Origin of the sequence: Pedobacter nyackensis, assembly GCF_032678475.1 — a bacterium.
In the GTDB taxonomy this organism is placed as follows: domain Bacteria; phylum Bacteroidota; class Bacteroidia; order Sphingobacteriales; family Sphingobacteriaceae; genus Pedobacter; species Pedobacter nyackensis_A.
The window spans coordinates 1,599,738-1,617,599 of the sequence record NZ_JAVTSF010000001.1; the positions used below are offsets into that span (position 1 = coordinate 1,599,738).

General features: G+C 39.7%; 10 protein-coding genes. 1 reads left to right on the forward strand and 9 read right to left on the reverse strand.

The window, feature by feature from the left end; translation table 11 throughout:
- Positions 1-6 precede the first annotated feature (6 nt).
- Positions 7-894 (forward strand): AraC family transcriptional regulator, encoded by an 888-nt coding sequence (locus R2Q84_RS06440; protein WP_316815710.1) that lies wholly within the window; start codon positions 7-9, stop codon positions 892-894.
- Between the two features lie 46 nt (positions 895-940).
- Here the strand turns inward: R2Q84_RS06440 and R2Q84_RS06445 are convergent, their stop codons facing one another.
- From R2Q84_RS06445 to R2Q84_RS06485, 9 genes are all read right to left on the reverse strand, one after another.
- A complete protein-coding gene (locus R2Q84_RS06445) occupies positions 941-2,713 on the reverse strand; it encodes a TlpA family protein disulfide reductase (protein ID WP_316815711.1) in 1,773 nt (590 codons plus the stop codon).
- 10 nt (positions 2,714-2,723) lie between these two features.
- Positions 2,724-4,124 (reverse strand): TlpA disulfide reductase family protein, encoded by a 1,401-nt coding sequence (locus R2Q84_RS06450; protein WP_316815712.1) that lies wholly within the window; start codon positions 4,122-4,124, stop codon positions 2,724-2,726.
- A 79-nt stretch (positions 4,125-4,203) separates the two neighbouring features.
- Positions 4,204-6,726 carry a zinc-dependent metalloprotease gene (locus R2Q84_RS06455; RefSeq protein WP_316815713.1) on the reverse strand — a complete coding sequence of 841 codons (2,523 nt, stop codon included), beginning with the start codon at positions 6,724-6,726 and terminating at the stop codon, positions 4,204-4,206.
- Between the two features lie 36 nt (positions 6,727-6,762).
- Entirely contained in the window at positions 6,763-9,261 is a 2,499-nt protein-coding gene (locus R2Q84_RS06460) for a zinc-dependent metalloprotease (protein ID WP_316815714.1), read from the reverse strand.
- Between the two features lie 30 nt (positions 9,262-9,291).
- Positions 9,292-10,944 carry a PKD-like family lipoprotein gene (locus R2Q84_RS06465; protein WP_316815715.1) on the reverse strand — a complete coding sequence of 551 codons (1,653 nt, stop codon included), beginning with the start codon at positions 10,942-10,944 and terminating at the stop codon, positions 9,292-9,294.
- A 37-nt stretch (positions 10,945-10,981) separates the two neighbouring features.
- Positions 10,982-11,770: a DUF4843 domain-containing protein gene (locus R2Q84_RS06470; protein ID WP_316815716.1), complete on the reverse strand. Its 789-nt coding sequence runs from the start codon at positions 11,768-11,770 to the stop codon at positions 10,982-10,984.
- Between the two features lie 29 nt (positions 11,771-11,799).
- Complete coding sequence (locus R2Q84_RS06475; protein WP_316815717.1) at positions 11,800-13,266, reverse strand: RagB/SusD family nutrient uptake outer membrane protein; 1,467 nt, start codon at positions 13,264-13,266, stop codon at positions 11,800-11,802.
- Between the two features lie 4 nt (positions 13,267-13,270).
- Complete coding sequence (locus tag R2Q84_RS06480; RefSeq protein WP_316815718.1) at positions 13,271-16,462, reverse strand: SusC/RagA family TonB-linked outer membrane protein; 3,192 nt, start codon at positions 16,460-16,462, stop codon at positions 13,271-13,273.
- Positions 16,463-16,498: 36 nt separating this feature from the next.
- A complete protein-coding gene (locus R2Q84_RS06485) occupies positions 16,499-17,860 on the reverse strand; it encodes a RagB/SusD family nutrient uptake outer membrane protein (RefSeq protein WP_316815719.1) in 1,362 nt (453 codons plus the stop codon).
- Positions 17,861-17,862 lie beyond the last annotated feature (2 nt).

Consider the following 17,862-nt stretch of genomic DNA (forward strand, 5'->3'; position numbering starts at 1 on the left):
AGGACTATGAAAGACATCAGGCGTACAACAAACTTGTACATTAGAAAAACACCTTTCAGAAACGCTCTCTACATAAATGGAATAGGCAATTCACCCAATGCCCAGTTCCATTCCCACGTTCAGGAAAGAGGCTGTCCGGATTACATATTGATTTATTGTGTGGATGGAAAAGGCTATTGCCAAACTCAAAAGAACAACTTCGCTGTTCTTGCAAATCAATTTATTCTGTTACCCCGTGCACAATTCTGTTCTTATCAGAATGATATTGAAAACCCATCCACAATTTACTGGGTACACTTTAGTGGAAGTATGATCAATGAGTTAAAGGCTGATTTTGATCTGGAAAAATATGAAGTTCCTACAAGCTTAACCTACAATGAGCAAATCCTTGAATTATGGCAGGAAATGTACTCTAGTTTAATGGATGGTTATACAAATGAAAATGTTGGATATGCCAGCCTTTGCCTGTATCGTTTTTTTTCCTTCTTTATTTTTCCAAACCGCGCCAATAAAAGCATAAAGGAAGCCCGAAGTAAAGACCGGTTTGTTCAGTCTATCTCCTATATGAAGGCAAATGTCCATAAACGTCTTACCACCGATGAAATAGCTGAACTATTTAACTATTCTTCAGCCCATTTTTCTGTGTTGTTTAAACAAAGAACCGGCCTTTCCCCAATTGATTATTTTATCAAAATTAAAATCCGACATGCCTGCACGCTTTTAACTGAAAGTAATCTGATCATAAAGGAAATTGCCGAAAAAGTTGGATACGAAGACCCTTTTTATTTTTCCAGAATCTTTAAAAAGGTTACAGGAAACTCACCCCTTGAATACAAAAGAAATCATGATATCGGAATGAAAATGGAGGTTCCGGAGATTGAGCTGGCTTGTTAAAAATATATCCGCTATAAAATAAGAATGGCCCCAATTGGGGCCATTCTTATATACTTTTATTCAGTTCGCGATCAATATACTTTTTAAGTTTATCCTTATTTTCCGGTAACGGGCAACGTACCTCCGCCCAGTTTCCTTTCTTATCAATTAAAAAGAAACGTGGAATAGATACCGCTTTGTATTTTCTACCAAAAGATTTCCCTACATCATCCAAAAGCTGTATTCCCTCTAGTTCTTTCTCTTTGATCATGTTAAGCCATTTCTGTTTATCCTTTTCAGCATCTAATGAAATGCCAACGAAAACCACATTATCATTCCCTTTATAAGACGCTTCTACTTCTTTTAAGAAAGGCATTTGTGCCTTACAAGGTCCGCACCAGGTAGCCCATACGTCAATTAAAACTACTTTACCTGCAAAATCTTTCATGCTCACCATTTTACCGTTTACATCGGGCAGAGTGAAATCATAAGCAGACTTCCCAATAAAGGCTGTATCGGCAACAAACTGTTTTAAAAGGAGGTCATACTTTTGCTTAACCGAAGGTAGTTTGGCATACTTTTGATAAGGCATAAATGTTTCTCCAAACTCACTATAATTAGATACACTCAGTTCCAGTTCCTCCAATTGAGATTTTAATACAAATGACTTTAAAGTATCATTCGTAATTGAATTCATCATCAATTTCACCCTGTGGGCATCATCCATTTGTCTTCTTTCTACCTCATCCAAACTGCATAAACTAAACTTCGCATACAGATTAACATAATCATTTGCTTCTGCCAACTGAAGAATGTTAGCCGATTTCAATCTGTTCTCCTTAAGAAACGACCTGTAATAATCAGGGACATTTAAGAAATCCCTGGATGGCATCATAAATGCACCTCTCTTCTCCAAAGAAGATTTTAACAGCACGTTTAGCGCCAGCAAGTTGTTATCCAATTGAATCGCGGATTTAAAAAGCGAATTGAATTTAGTATCAGTCGTGTTAACCTGTTTCATAAATGCACCAATCTTTGGCTGTAAGTCCTTATAAACCGCAGAAAAGGCTTCGCGGTCAGGCTTAGCTCCCATAGCAACGAAGGACATTAATGGAGCCTTCAGCTGTTCCCATTGAGCGATCAATTGATTTTCAACAGTTGATTTTGACGCACTAAGCTCATTTCCGGATTTAGGATCCAGTACCAGATTGATCTGATCATTTGGTTTAAGATACAACCTCTTTTTAATCCTCACCGTAGAAAGGTAATAGAAACCCGCTTTTTCAACAGGTACCGAAAAGCTAAAAGACGAATCACCTTTAGCGATACAATAGGTCTGGATTGTTTTTAGCTGCCCCTCCACAACCTTCCCGATAGAGAGGTCCATACCCATTGGAATCCCTTTTAACCAGCCGGAAACAGAAACTCCAGCAGTTTTTGCTGGTAACTTCCCAATAGTAAGGCCTTTCCCCGGCTGTTTGAATAATGCAGGATTAAGCGTTACATGCAGACGCTGACTTGCAGCCGCTTTCAACGGAAAACTTGCAACAAGGTCAACCTCCAGTCTTCGATTACCTTTCTTCATTACCGCAACCCGCATTTCATAGGTCGCACCCGTACGAAATGGAAAAACAATAGAAAAATTATTTGTAGTTGTATCTACAAAATACTGGGCAGCCCTGAAAGACCCTTCATTAGTTTTCCCGGCTATGGTAATCTCATAATTTTTCTTTTGCGTAAACGTTCCTGTTATTTTAACAGCTCCCTGTTGGCCGAAAGTACTTATTGCACTTATTAAACAAAAAAAACCAACCAGAAGACTTTTCATATACTTTTTCATGTGTATCAGATTATTTTGCTGCTAATGCATCGTCTACTATTTTTTTAAACCTACCGGATGAAGGCATAGGAGCATCAACCGATACAATTTTGCCCTCTCGGTCAAAAATCAAAAAACGTGGGATGCCTTCAATCCTGTAATATTTTTGAATGGATTCAGTGGCATTTGATAAAAGTTCAATACTGGTAAAACCATTTTTTTTGACAAAGCCTTTCCAGATCTCCCTTCTGTTAAGGCCATCAACCGATACCCCTACAAAAACGATATCGTTCCTATCCTTAAGTTCGTGGGCAATTTTTTCCATCACCGGCTTTTCAGCCAAACAAGGAGCGCACCACATCGCCCACATATCAATTACTACCACTTTACCTTTAAAACCAGCTAAAGTATAGGTCTTATCGTTCACATCCTTCAACTCAAAATTATAGCCTGGCGTTCCTTTAGCAAAAAGGTACAACTCTTCGTATTTTTTCTGATAAGCAGCTTTATGTTCCTCTTTTATCAGTAAAGCCTTGTATGGCTGAACCTGTTTAACAAAATCCTCATAGGTCTTGATCGGCTGCATCTTGTAAACTAAATAAGCCGCTTTTACTTCATTGCTGGTAATGAACTTCAGATTCTCAGAGAATGGCGCCATGGCCAGCCCATCCCCGCTTTTCCTCTTGTTAAATTCCCAGTAAGCAAAAACATAGTTCAATAAATCCAGGCCGTGCTCAGAACGCAGCAATCCCGGATTGGAAACAATTCCTTTATCCAGCAAAGGTTTGTAAAAGTTTTTTACCACAGCACTGCTGTCGTAATATCTATTTAAACGCTTTCCAAAACCAAAAAAATTAGCTGCTCTCAGATATTTTAAATCTGTGTTCACTTTATCCTTCATCCAGTTATTAAAAAAAACATTAGAGGTCTTATTGGCGGTTAAGAATGAACCAGCTTTCTTTTCAAATGCGGAATATTTAATATAAGTGCTATCGCTTTTTACAAATACGCTTTTAGCGTAACTATTTAAAGCAGTTGTCCATTTCTGGATAACTGCAGTTTCAGGATTGGGTTTATTCACCACACAGCTGTCATAGTCAACAGAAGTCTGCTCCAGGTAAAAATCTATTTGTTTTTTGTCACCAGCTTTAAGATAAATTACAAATTTATAATCTGAGCTTTTACCACCTGCTTTTGCAAAAAAATAGACCCCCTCTTTTTTTTCAGGGACATTGAACGTACAATTTCCATTGGCATCAGGCTGTTGAGAGCCTACACGCGTAGTATTGCCATCCTTTAATGCATACAGATTCATACTGCTCCCTTTTGGACCATGAACCGTACAGTTAATGGTTGTTTTAATTTCGGCTGCATAGGCCGTAATTATATTTAAAGCGCAGTATGTAATGACTGCAAATAACTTCTTTATCATCCCTTTTTTAGAATTGTTTTCTAACAAAAAGGCTGTATTCAAAATTTTCATTTATGGATACAGCCTCTTCATTTAAAATTTATTTAACATTAAAACGGTTATCTAACGCTTTCTTGATATAATTTGCAACATATTGCAGATGTTCCTTTGAATCTGTATCAGCTGCAGCTGGAATAGCCTTCAGAATATCTTTACGTAAATCTTCCAAATGAACTGCAATTAATGCACCTATGTCAGTTGCTGTAGTTATCGGCGCCATTTCTGCAGCCTGATTACCTCCAAACAATAAGCCGATGGCATTGTTACCAACCTCAGCCTCTTTCATGCTTCTCAAAAGTGCATTGACATAAGATTTCTGAACATCACGACGGAACTGGTCAACCGGCTTATGTGTATTAAGCTCACTCCATACACCTGCCTTCATGTCCGCCAATAATCCAGAGATCGAATAAGTATTCTTTGTACCGAAACGCTCCTGCATCATGTATAAAGTATTAAATACGCGATCATTGAACACAGCCTCCATCTGTCTATCCTGAATAATTTTAACACTGCTATTGCGCATTGGGTTACCTATTTTATTCAAAATATCCTGATTAATCAACCAATATGGCGTTTCGAAAAGCTCCTTATTTAAAAATGCTACAGCGAACCTTTGTTTTTCGATCGGGGCAGATTCATATACATCCCCTTCCTGGCCCGGATACTTTATGGTTTCATATACACTCCCAATATTCTTAGTAACATGATTAAGATAACGGTTATACTGGTTAATCAGCTGAACATACATCTGGGTAAGGTTTTTGTATAAATCTCCCTCTTCTTTTGTCCATTCCGGTAAATTCGCCAACACATATTTCAGGTTTTTGATACCATAGGCACTTGCTTCCATACTGTTATCACCAACATCTTCGGTTTGGCAACGGGCATCATGGTTTAACCCCTCACCACCAAACCATAATTTTGGATTAGCAGCTAAACTATCAACAATCCACTTCGAAACAATTTTTCGGTCAGCCTCAATACTCTTTGCGCCTGTATAAGCGTAGCCCCATTTAATTGCCCATTTGTCATAGTCGTTGATGCGTGGCATAATACCTTCAGGGCTAATTCCATCTTCAGGCTGCGCTACATAGTTAAAGCGTGCATAATCCATAATCGAAACACTATGTCCATGTTTCTCCACCCAGGCTTTGTCTCTCAACTTTTCAACCGGGGTCTGGGAGCTTGCCCCCATATTATGCCTTAAGCCAAGTGTATGCCCAACTTCATGGGAAGATATAAAACGGATCAACTCGCCCATCAACTCATCACTGAACGTCATGGTACGTGCTCTTGGATCATTTGGACCTGCCTGAAGCATATACCAATCGTGAACTAATGTCATTACATTATGGTACCAGCCTATGTAACTTTGCAGGATCTCTCCACTTCTTGGATCATGAATATTAGGTCCATAAGCATTGGCCGTCTCCGAAGGCAGGTAACGTAGCACCTTATAACGCGCATCTTCGAGGCTCATGGTCGTATCGTTTTGAGGCCATTCTTTACCGATAATGGCATTCTTAAAACCAGCAGATTTAAATGCTTCATTCCAGTCATTTATCCCCTGGATAAGATAAGGGCGCCACTGTTTAGGTGTAGCTGGATCAATATAGTATACAATAGGCTGTTTTGGTTCAACCAGTTCACCTTTTTTATATCTTTCCATATCCTCAGCCTTAGGCTCCATCCGGTAACGGACAATAAACGATTTAAAGTTGACATTTTGCTGATCGTCAGTAAGCGGAATATACCCATTTGCGAAGTAGCCCACGCGCAGGTCAAATTCGCGACCAACCATTGGCTTTTCAGGCATCAACAAAATGGATGTTGAAACTTCCAGCGTAACTGCATTACCAATTCTGGCAGCATCCAGAACCGGAGCAAATGGAGTAGGCTTTGCCGGCGGAGTAGCAGAGTAAGTGCGAACCGATTTCATTGTAAGGTTGATCGGATAAGCTGTGATGCTCTTTAAATAACTTCTGTCAGCAGCAATAGCACCTAAACTCAACTTTTTTGTTACTTCTTCTCCTAATTTGGTAAAAGGGTTTTCTTTTTGAAGAAAATCCGTTACATCAATAAAAGAGCTCTTATCATCTTTACCTCTTGCCTTCAGATCAAATACCGTAGCAATCACATTGATGTTTGAATTTTCAACAGCCTTTGCGATAACATTATTCGGATCAGCTTTCGTAGATATACCAACTATTCGCAAATTGATTTTTTTCCCTAAGCCCTTGTCAAACAAAATGGTCTTTTGGTCCATCTGCTCACCACCATATTTCGGACTTCCACCGGGAACTTTAACCAACCAGTTAGTTAAAAGCAATTCCCTGGTTAAAAGGGAATCGGGGATTTCGAAATAATATTTATCCCCGGTTTTATAAATATTAAATAAACCTTTTTGAATTACCGTATTATTGGTAATGATCGCTTTCAGTGGGTCTATTTTTTTTACGGTATCAGCTTTTGAACCCGATTGCTTTTCTTTTTTATCCTGTGCAAACAGCGACGTACTGCACAATCCAAGCACCACTATACCTATGAATTTTAATCTCATTATTTACTTGTTATCTTGCTTATAAAAGTCAAATTGTTAATTCTTCGGGTTTAAAGCATTGTTAATCTTTTCCGAAATATATTTAAGGTGCGACACCATTAATGGGTCTTTATATGCAGGAATGGCTGCTTTACATTGCTCCATAATAGCATTCAATTGCGACCTTAAGACTACCGGAACATCTGTACCGGCAATAAGACCATCCTTGGTTGGATCAGGAAGCTGTTCTCCCTCTGCCAGGGCTTTAAGTAAATAGGTTATTGCCGACTTCTGCAGGTACCGTTTGTTTCCGTCAACCAATTGGCGGTTTTGTACCTCTGCAAAAAGACCTTTTCTTAAATCAGTAAGCATCTCATCAACCGTATATGCTTTTTCTTTTCCATAACGCATGGTAACTGCATTCATACGGAAAAGCCTTGCAGTCGAAACAAGATAAAAAATCGCATCTTCCTGCATTTTTGTAACTTCCCCTTTTTTAGCCGGTTTCTGGAATTTATTTAACACTTCAGGATTCATAATCCACTCCGGAGTATTAAATACCTCTTTGTTTAAAAAAGCAACTGCCGCCCTTTGTGTTGCTTTGGGAACTGGTGCATAAACATCACCAGCCTGATTTATGCTTTTAATATCCTCATTTACTCCACCAACCTGAGTAAAGGCATGACGCATAAAGAAAGAATATTGACTCACCATCGTATAATAAATATCAGAAGTATTATAATACGTATTTTCATCGGTTGTGGTCCATTTAACCAGGTTTGTCATCAAAGACTTCAGGTTCTTTATTCCATATTCTGCAGCCTTAACCGGATTACTGCTTAAATCCTCCCACTGCGCAGAAGGGTCTGTAATTTCCTGGGGTTTTATTCCGGCAGGCTGATTAGCATATAACAAGCCCGAACCTGGCTTCACATTTTCGTTGATCCATTTCAAACGGATTTTTTTATCCTGTTCAAAATCAGTTGTACCTGTATAGCTATAGGCCCATTTAATTGCCCATTTATCATAAGCACCAATCTGAGGGATTAACCCTTTACGCGGAACCATGTCACCAGGCTGTGCCACATAATTATAATGGGTATAATCCATAATTGAATTGTTGAAAGGATTGTTTGCCAGCCAGTTTTTATCCCTTAAACGCTCCACCGGGATAGTTGAACTACTGCCAAGGTTGTCGGTTAAGCCAAGTGTAAAGCCTACTGTACGGCTAATTTCAGCTGTAATCAGTGCCCCCATTAATTCTTCGCTAAATTTCATGTTCCGTGCGCCTGCATCGGCAGCACCTGCCTGTACCATGTACCAATCATGAAGTGTTTTAACCTGACTATGAGACCAGCCGATATAGGTCTGTACAATTTCACCTGTACGCGGGTCTGCTATCTGGTTGTTATCCACAAATGGAGTAGCTGAAGGCATGTAACGGATTACGCGGAAACGCCCGTCTTCCAGGTCCATAGATTTGTCATTTTCAGGCCATTCCTTACCGATAATCGCATTTTTAAATCCTGCGCCCTTAAATGCTTCGTTCCAATTGTTTATTCCCGCAATCATATATTTCCGATATTGTTTTGGGGTAGCCGGATCTATATAGTATACCAGCGGTTCTTTAGGCTCAACCAGTTTACCAGCTTTATAACGGGCTAAATCTTCCGGTCTGATTTCTAACCTGTTCTTGATGATAAAACGTCTCTTGTCAACTTTCTGCTGCTGATCAGAAAAAACCAGATAATCATCAGATTTGAAACCCACACGTGGATCGTGAGCCTGAAGCTGCATCGCGTCCTTAGGCAATACCATTACTGAATTGCTGATCTCAAATGTAACACCGGCATTTGAAGCTGTTGGAGCAGCTGCACCTTCCGCGCCCTCACCTGCAGGTTTTGGTGCCGCCCCCAATGAATAAGTCTTCATTGATCTTACCTCAATATTTACAGGATAAGCTTCCATTGACAAAATAGCTGACCTGTCTGCAGCCGGTGTACCGGTGCCCATTTGTCTTTTAGCTGCCGGATGAAAACCTGAAATCAGGTTGTCCTTCAGGAAAAAATCAGTCATATCTATAACCGATGATTTACCATCATTACTTCTGGTTTTTAAATCCAACACCATTATGATCGGATCAATCGTCGAATTTTTAACCGCTTTGGCCAACTCATTACTATCATCACTTTGTGCAACATTGGTTACTGCACGTACATACAATTTATCACCAGGTGCTTTTTCAAATGAAACAATCATAGTATTCATCAAGTCGCCACCAAAACGAGGACTTCCCGTAGGTACCTTGCTTAAACGTGTAGAGAATAAAAACGTTCTAGACAAGAGCTCATCAGGAATTTCAAAATAATAGCGTTCATCCACTTTATGAACTTTAAACAAACCGGTTTTTGTAACAGATTTTGCAGTAATAACCTCTTTATATGATTTTAACTTGGCTACAATTGCAGGCTTTTTAACCGCAGCAGAATCTTGTGAAAAGCCTGTTTCAACTGCAAACACTGCAAATACAAAAACAGGAATAAATTTTAATTTCATTATTAATTATTAAAAGGTGATTATTTATTTTTATCGGCCAAGGGCCTTTTTAAATACGATATCAGTAATTTTATCAAAGCCTGTATATACATCGGCCGGAGATGACGGCGAACCAAGGATAGCTCCTGTCTGAGCATTCAGGTTAAAGAAATAAACTTTATTCCCTCCCCCATTCGCGGTCTCATCTGTAGCTACCACCAGTACTTTACCTTCCGGTATAGCAAGTGAGATAATATTAGCAGCGGTATACCCCGAATTGAATACCTTCATTGCCTTGATGACTGTCCCAGGCGCGAAAGTCAGACCCGGTGATGCCGCAGAACCAGCCAAAGTATTTACTGTACAGGTATATACCTTATTCTCGTTCACATAATAAAATACGCCCCTTGGCATAGGAAGAGATGTGGGATTGGCAAAGATGGTTGCAGAATTAATTCCCGGACAGGATGCTTCTTTTAACTGGAAGCGGCCTGTAGTAAAATCATTTTTATAGGACAAATTACGAAGGAACTGAACCAGGTATGTATTGTTCCCTGCATCATTTCTAAAGAAACAATTCCAGTAAATTGCACTATTGGCTGTCATCGGTTGCACATTTTCAGCGTAAATCATGTTATCTGTCATATTCCTGAGGTCAAACCCACTACCCGTTACAGGATCCAGATTTGTCGCTGCCGCTGCATAAGCAGGTGGAACTGTAAGTGCTGATGTGGAGGCATTAAAGAGCACAAAACCCTTGTTCACCTTATCAAAAAGTGTATAGAACTGATCACTAGCAGCTGCATGAATTACAAAAGGGGCAACTGAAAGTCCTTCAAAAGGAGGAAAGAAAAGTGGTGGATTAGCTAAATGAGCTACACTTCCAAACTGACGATAGGCAATTTGATTATTTACAATTACATATTCCCATCCTGCGCTTGAGCCACCAGCAGAGCCATTTGCCTGTAGGTTCATTGTTGTGATCGCCCCGGCAAACCAATTCTCCGCTCTTGTAGAATCTACAAAATCGATACTTCTGGTTTGCAAGCCACCATTCGGATAAAGGAAAGACACTTTTTGTGCACGTAAAGCAGTTCCATAATTGATGACATTTACTTTATATGTACCTACAGGCAGTTTATGACCATTCATTGTAGAATAAACATCATTAAAAACTTTTCCTTTTACAGTTCCATCCCTGGTTGTAATTACCGAAATATCAGATCCTCCGGCCTGCTCCTGTAAAACTACCCAGCCTTCAGCGCCCCATTCAGACCCGGAGACATTCAAAGAAAACGTTTTATAGTAAGACACGTCCGTACTTTTATCTGTTACTTTAGCCACCAAACGGTATAAATTGGGCACCAGGGTGATCTTGGTTTTTAACTCTTCAGTATTACCAATTAAATACGAAGGTGGATTGGCATTAGATTGTTCATATTGGGTAATGAACCATTGGTAAGACAGTCCCTTTGAAGTTGCCAGTGACTGATCTATTTTTAACCTTACCTTTAAACTGTCGTTCTGTCTTAAATCAATAGAATCCGGTGTAATAAATACATTCGGATCTGTTCCGCTCATATCCGTTGAGAGCTTAAGTGTATTAATATCATGGTAGTTATAATCTCCCTTATCCTTTGCACAGCCCATAAGCATTGCTCCAAAAATTACCAAAGCGAGGAAAACATTTAAAATTCTTTTCATCCGTATATGATTTATTTTTTAATAGTGATGACCATCTTTAATAGTTTGCCGGACCAACCTGGACAGGCATATTATCATTATCAGGATCGATTAAAACCGCCCCGTCCAAACCATAGTTGCCAGGATATTTCACTTTGATATAATTTCTCACAACTGCTAAGTATTGGTTATAATTTGGAGGTAGTGGAGCGAATCTGCTTCCCGGAAATTCAGTTATAGTTGAACCAGTTTCGGGATCATACAACGCATCCAGGATCAATTTATATTTTGTAGGAGTCCAGGTTCCAAAATTAGTTCTATAGCCGGCCCAAAAACCTGTAATAGAGCCTGTAAACTCGCCCCATGAGGCCGGTTTCTGCAAATATGCCAGGTTAATTGTCAATTTTTGCCTTGTAGTAATGCCCTCGGCCGGGAAATTCTCGTCTTTCTTTATCCTTAAGGCTAATTTAACCGCCTTATCTGATTCCAGGTCGGCAGTACGATACACAACAACCGGAATAACACCGGCAATTGCCTTAGCCGGAATTACCGCTCCACCAGGTATTTTAAAGTGCGTTCCTTCGATTGCTGCGCCATCGCCAGATTCGGGAACCAACTCAAAAGAAATCGGCCTGTCACCGGAAGTTGAGCTGCCCAATACATTAACCGGCACCTTAATGGTATCTGTGGTCCTGTTCGGATACTTAGCAAACAAATAAGAAATTGCCGTATCTGCTGTGCCAAAATAAAGGCCATCCTTTTCTACAAACAAAGCGGGATCTTGTTTACATCCGAAAAGAGACAGGGCAATGAAAAATGTACATATATGTTGAAATCTAAGTTTCATATCTTTTCCTTAATTAAATGGATATACTATTATTTATTATTTTCGACTTCCTTATCAGGTATCGGAAATACATAAGCATTTGCAGGTACGGCAACTGTTGTACCCGATTCTATCTTTAAATCCTTGTTCAGCCTTTTGTAGTAAAAAAACGTTTGCCCCTCCTGGATAAACTCTTTTTTATATTCTTTGGTGATCTCATTTGAGAGTGCAGCTTTATCAGGCACATTGGTTTCCGTTAAGGAGTTCAGGCCCCTTGCATTTCGTACCTTATTTAAGTACAATAGCCCTGTCGGCAGATCGCCCATAGCATTAGCACATTCGGCAACGATATAATACAGTTCAGAAATGCGGATTACAGGTGCAATATTTTGCATAATATAAGGCAAGTTGGCATCCTGAAAATACTTAGATGGCACATTAACATTTTTCGTATTGTTATCAAACCAGGATAAACGCCAATCTAATGGTGCCGTATTCCCATAAATTGCATTCTTGCTATTAGCAGCAAGCTGAAGCGGCGTACCCTCGCTCACATTAAACAAACCTTCATTAATAATCTTAAGGTTTGAACTGTAAACTGAAAAAATCAATTCTTTTGAAAACAGACGGTCCCTGACTGTAGCGGTTGCAACAGCGACATTCTCAGTTGATAGAGGAAACTTATTACTTGCAATAACCTGCTTTGCCATCTTCATCGCATTTTCATAATCGCCTTTATACAAATAAACACGCGCCAGCAAAGCTTTAGTAGCCCAGTAATTCATATGATTCTGCGTATACCCCGAAAAGAGATCTAAATTACCTTCATGCACTTTCGAAGTATCTGTCTTTGCCAATATTTCATTGGCCTTGTTCAAATCCAGAATACAAGAATCCAAAGCCTCATGAAGTGGTATAAAGCGTGTTGAAGTTGACGTGAATTTTTTCACATAAGGTATCGCCTTTTCATTCATACCCGTTAACGGCGGCTGACCAAACGTACGGGCCAGATCAAAATGAAACAGTGCCCGCAATGCCAGCGCCTCTCCTTTTACTTTATTGTAATGATCAAGAGAAAAAATACTTGCTTTGGCATCTATCTGTTCAAGCATATTATTTAAGTTCGCGATATTGTTATACATACCACTCCAGAAAAACGCAATCTCCTGTTTTACGCCCACCTGTTCATAGTCATACCTTGCAGCATTGGCATAAAGGCCATCCGCTATTGAAGAGCTTAATGCATTGGTATAATTATTAGCCATAACAGATAACATCCCAACAGAAAGGTCATTGGTGTAAAGCCCTTTGGTAGAAACCGTAGCAGGTTTATCCATACCCAGGTAAACCCCGGTCAAAGCATCAATAAATCCTTCTTCATTACTAAACAATGCTTCCTGAGGCACCTTATCTTTTACGGGCATCTCCAGAAACTTCTTGCAGCCACTTAATGAAATAAGCAGCACAAAACAGAACATTAAATTAAATTTCCAGGTATTTTGATTGATTCCAGACATAGTTTTAAAAATTTGTTGATATGCCAAAATTTAAGCTTCTGGAGAAAGGATAACTTGTCCCCCTCTCAGTTTTGATGGTCGCAAAACGAAGCAGGTTATTTTGAGTGATCATTAAACGGGGAGCCGATAAGCGGGCCGCTCTTACCCACTTCAGATTTGGAGGGATATTATAACCCACGCTTATACTTGCCAACTCCAGAAAATTATCCTTTTGAACGAAACGCGAAGTTACATTTGTTTGTTGCAGGCCTAAAGCTCCATTAGCAGTCAGCGCTTTAAATGAAGAATGATCACCAGGTTGCTTCCAACGCTCTGTTAACACCCTTAAATCAGCATTTCCCTGCATCAGGTTTACATTCTCTACCTTGTCTACCAGCGTTTGGTTATACATGTAACCACCATACTGATAGCTAAAAATAAAATTGAACACAAAGTTTTTATAGGTAAGGTTAGAACTCATGCTTCCTTTTATTTTCGCAGTTCCGTCAGCTATAGGACGTTTATCTTTTGCATCCCATACAAAGGAACGGCTGCCATCCAATTTCACAAATACTTCTTTACCAGTTGCCGGATCGATTCCTAAAGAAGGTACGGCCCAGATCCTCGACATCGACTGACCTACTTCAAAACGAGGCAGCGGACTGGTCTGGTATCTTGTGTTTGTTGCATTATTCGGGTCCTCCTTACTATTAAAAGCATCATTGATGGCAATAATTGCTGGCGACAACTTCGTAATCACATTGGAATAGTGCCCTGCATTAAAAGCAACTGTCCAGAATATGTTACGCTTAGAATCTTTAATTACCGGGGCAGACAAGGCCAGTTCATACCCCTGATTGCTTGTTGCTCCCAAGTTATTCTGATAACTGGCAAAACCTGTAGAAGGTGCGAGGTCTAATGGCAGGATCAGGTTATCCGTTGTTTCTTTGAAAAACTCGAGGTTTACATTTAGCTTGCCATTTAACATTCCTAAGGTTAAGCCAATATTCTTTTTCAACGTTTGCTGCCATTTTAAATCGGGATTAGCATAATTAAGTGTTGAAGAACCTACCATCAAACGGTAATTGTTCTGATAATTATACTGATAGATCTGCTGCGCCATATCAGAAGAAAAATTCTGATTGCCGGTAGTACCTATACTCGCATTCATTTTTGCGGTCTGTATGATGTTATTGGGTTTAAAGAATGGTTCATTGGTAATGTTCCAGCTAAGACCACCTGCATAAAAAGGAGCAAAACGGCTGTTAGAACCAAATTGAGACGAGCCACTTTGGTTAAATGTAAATTCGGCTGTATAGCGGTTATCGTAATTATAGCTTACACTCAAAAAGTTAGAAAGGTTCTTGCTCATATTGGTGGTAGACCTTGGTTTAGTACTCTGGTAATCAAAGCCATTGGCCAGTCCTATTTCCCCCAGATAATCATTAGGGATACCATAAACAGCTACGGCAGTAGAGTTACTCGAAGTTTTTTGCATCTGGGCACCAAGGTTCGCAAGGATAGTATTCTTACCAAGCCTTAAATGGTAACTTGCATTCAGCCTGCCATTTATTGCACTGTTCCGCCCATTAAGCTGTTGATAATAGCCCAGATTAGGGAATAAAGCCAATGGATTTGAAACAAAGCGGGTATGATCTGCAGGATAAAATGTTTCAGCTCCCGGGGCATTTGAAGTCCAGCCCAGACTACCAGTTATTTTCAGGTCTTCCGTTAAAGACCACTCCAAATTGGTATTGTTGGTCATATTCAGTATCGTAGAATAATCCTTTACGTTTAATGTAGAGTTATAGGAAGGATTGACAAATGTCCCACCCGGCGCAGAAATACTGAAACCAAGTTCAGATTGAGCAGGCTCAAGAATTTTTATCGGCATCCCCGTAGCATCTGTATTTCTGAAATACGGGAATAGTTTGACATACGATTCAAAACTCCCCCAGGGTGTATTATTTCCTTTCATATAGCTAACAGCAATGGAATTGCTCAGCTTAACATTCTTAATTGTATAAGAGACATTATAGCTCATTCCATAACGATCTCTCCCTGACTCTTTCATCACACCTTCAGCTGAATTGTAGTTCAGGCCAAAAGAATAACGTAAAGCCCCACTACCACCGGATAAAGAAAGACTGTGGCTTAAACCGAACCCTGTTTGTACCGGCTGGGAGAGCCAGTACGTATTTACCCCGCTTCTTACCTGCCCCAGTCTGTGATCATACCACTGTTTTCTGGCCAGATCAACAAACTGGTTGTTTGGATCACTATAAACTCCGGTTAAACGCTGTGCTTCTAAAAGCTGTTCTGCATTCATCATGTTGTAAGATGAAAGGTCAGGCAATTCCAGACTGGCATTTACCGAATAAGTAACTCTTAATTTACCGGGAACCGGCTGTTTGGTATCTACTACAATTACCCCATTAGCGGCCTTCGATCCATAAGCAACAGTTGCCGCAGCGTCCTTTAATACCGTAATGTTGGCAATTAAATTGATATCCAAATCATAAAGCGTTTGCAATGTAGTTTCAAAACCATCCAGGATAATCAATGGCTGGTTAGGATTGGACAAGTAATTAGACATGATATCACCACTTGATACCGGATTTGCTGCACTACCCGGCGCCAGAGTAGAAAGGTTATTGGCCCCCCTTATCTGTAGATTAGGTAAGCTGTTCGGATCACTACCAAGTACATTGTTCTGTGCTATCCTTACCGATGGATCAACCACAGACAATGCCTGCAGTACATTTCGGGGATTAACCATTTTCAGTTCCTCCCCCGAATAAGTTTTAGCTGATCCTGTAAAATTACCTACCGGTCGTTTATATAAACCTGTATTTACTGTTACTTCCTTAAGAGTAAGGTTGTTAATTTTTAAAGTAAAATTCAGGGTTCTTTCACCTGCTTTTAAGGTTTTCTCCACCATCACCCGGCCAACAAACGATGCTCTTATCACGGCACCGGGGCTTACATTTCTCAATTCAAAAGAGCCATCTTTCTCTGTCCGTGTCGCATTTTTGGTGCCAACCTGTAGTATATATGCACCTACCAGCGGTCCTCCCATTTCATCCCTTACCATACCTTTAATGATCACATCTTGTGCAAAAAGTATGATACTAAAGAAGTTCAGGAACAGCAGCAACAGCATTCCTTTGCCCCGCCCCCTATTTATAGTTATATTATTGCTATTTATAACAATCATGTTGCAATTAATTTGTTGGTTCAGTTTAATTACCTTTTATTCAGGTTTTACAAATGTGTATGTCGCATTAGATGCCACCGGCAAGTAAGCCTCGCCAGGTACAGCCGGCACCTTTGGATAAAATGGTAGTGCGTTAAAGGGTATATTTTTACGTTTATAATAGAAAAACACTTGCCCTTCACCTAAAAATTCTTTACGGTATTCATTCATAATCTCTTTAGAAAGACTTTCCGGATCAGGTACATTAACTGCTGTTAAACCTGTCAGGTTTCTGGAAACCCTAACCTTATTGATATAGGATAAACCTGTTGATACATCAGCCGCACATTCAGCAGCGATGTAATACATTTCTGTTAACCGTACCATAGGGAATATATTTGAGGCCGTTACTGTAAACTTCTTAGGTAAAAGTGGCACACCTGAGGCCGCACCAGTGGTAGCATCAATGAAGCTTTTACGATAATCGGTAACCGTACTACCATACAAAGCACTCTGCCCTGATACAGATAAACCAATCAGTGACGGTGCTCCAAAAATAGCCTTGTAATAAGCGTAATAGTTATTGCTATAGATATAAAGCGTAAAAATGTTTTCCTTATTAAAAAACAAATCAGAATTTGTGTTTACTGACAATTCAAACTTTTTGCTGTCAATTACTGCCAGGGCATTTTCATTAGCCTTTCCTGTATCTCCTTTATATAAATAAACCCGCGCTAACAGACCTTTGACTGCCCATTTTGTAATCTGGGAAGTACTCATGTTATCTGCTGCGAGTAAAGCATCAGCTGCCGACAAGTCCGCGATACATTGTTCAAGGGTATTCCCAACGGTACCAGCCTTTGTTTCATTAAAATCAATAGTTGTTACATAGGGAATGCCAGGTGTCCCGGCATCAATAGAGGCAAATAACCGGAGCAGATCAAAATGCAGATATGCTCTTAGGGCCAACGCTTCTCCCTTATAAGTGTTGTAATTGTTACCCGTAAATATGGTTTTTCTAAGTTCCAGATTATAAAGCAGGTTATTCAGATTGGCAATAGCCTTATACATTTTATTCCATACGTCATTCGTATAATCCTTTATTTTTGGATCGGTAAAATTGTAGATTGCAGCATTATAGTACAATGGTCTTACTTTCTTTACACTAACACTATCATAGTTTCTCCCTGCAAGAGAAAGCACCCCCATTGTTAATTCCTTTCCATACAGGGTTGAATCGCCCATTTGCAGATATACGCCATTTAATACCTCACGAAATCCCTGCTCAGTAGAAAATACCTTAGCATCATCTACCCCTAAAGGCTGACGGGCATCGGAAACCCATTTTTTACATGCCATCATACTAAACAGGACCAGCAGACCTGCAATAACTGACAATTTCTTTCTCAAAATCTCCATTG

Excerpts from the sequence above, each read along its gene's own strand:
- R2Q84_RS06480 (WP_316815718.1), bottom strand. The coding sequence starts at position 16,462 with ATGATTGTTATAAATAGCAATAATATAACTATAAATAGGGGGCGGGGC.
- R2Q84_RS06475 (WP_316815717.1), bottom strand. The coding sequence starts at position 13,266 with ATGTCTGGAATCAATCAAAATACCTGGAAATTTAATTTAATGTTCTGT.
- R2Q84_RS06450 (WP_316815712.1), bottom strand. The coding sequence starts at position 4,124 with ATGATAAAGAAGTTATTTGCAGTCATTACATACTGCGCTTTAAATATA.
- R2Q84_RS06455 (WP_316815713.1), bottom strand. The coding sequence starts at position 6,726 with ATGAGATTAAAATTCATAGGTATAGTGGTGCTTGGATTGTGCAGTACG.
- R2Q84_RS06465 (WP_316815715.1), bottom strand. The coding sequence starts at position 10,944 with ATGAAAAGAATTTTAAATGTTTTCCTCGCTTTGGTAATTTTTGGAGCA.
- R2Q84_RS06460 (WP_316815714.1), bottom strand. The coding sequence starts at position 9,261 with ATGAAATTAAAATTTATTCCTGTTTTTGTATTTGCAGTGTTTGCAGTT.
- R2Q84_RS06470 (WP_316815716.1), bottom strand. The coding sequence starts at position 11,770 with ATGAAACTTAGATTTCAACATATATGTACATTTTTCATTGCCCTGTCT.
- R2Q84_RS06440 (WP_316815710.1), top strand. The coding sequence starts at position 7 with ATGAAAGACATCAGGCGTACAACAAACTTGTACATTAGAAAAACACCT.
- R2Q84_RS06445 (WP_316815711.1), bottom strand. The coding sequence starts at position 2,713 with ATGAAAAAGTATATGAAAAGTCTTCTGGTTGGTTTTTTTTGTTTAATA.
- R2Q84_RS06485 (WP_316815719.1), bottom strand. The coding sequence starts at position 17,860 with ATGGAGATTTTGAGAAAGAAATTGTCAGTTATTGCAGGTCTGCTGGTC.